General features: G+C 31.2%; 1 protein-coding gene. It reads left to right on the forward strand.

The annotated features are described in order from the left end of the window. The coding region (locus V7183_RS17385) for a Dps family protein (protein WP_335360288.1) at positions 1-415 on the forward strand (415 nt) is incomplete at its 5' end. Between the last annotated feature and the right edge of the window lie 76 nt (positions 416-491).

Consider the following 491-nt stretch of genomic DNA (forward strand, 5'->3'; position numbering starts at 1 on the left):
ATTAAACAAACAGGTAGCAAACTGGAATGTGTTATATGTGAAAATTCATAACTATCACTGGTATGTGACAGGACCACACTTCTTTACATTACATGAAAAATTTGAAGAATTTTATAATGAAGCAGCAACGTATATTGATGAATTAGCAGAGCGTATTTTAGCATTGGGCGGGAAACCATTAGCGACAATGAAAGAGTATTTAGAAACATCTACTGTACATGAAGGAACAAGTAACGAATCAGCTGAAGAAATGGTGCAAACATTAGTAAATGATTTTTCTGCGATTATTCAAGAGTTAAAAGAAGGTATGGAAGTAGCTAATGAATCTGAGGATGAAACGTCCGCTGATATGTTATTAGCAATTCATACAACATTAGAACAACATGTTTGGATGTTAAGTGCATTTTTAAAATAAAGTAGAGCTTTTATTAGTGTTTATACGTAATTTATTATTTATCCTCACAAATAGTAGAATAAAAAACCTATTGAAA

The sequence above is a fragment of the Bacillus sp. JJ1127 genome (assembly GCF_036965845.1).
Classification (GTDB): Bacteria; Bacillota; Bacilli; order Bacillales; family Bacillaceae_G; genus Bacillus_A.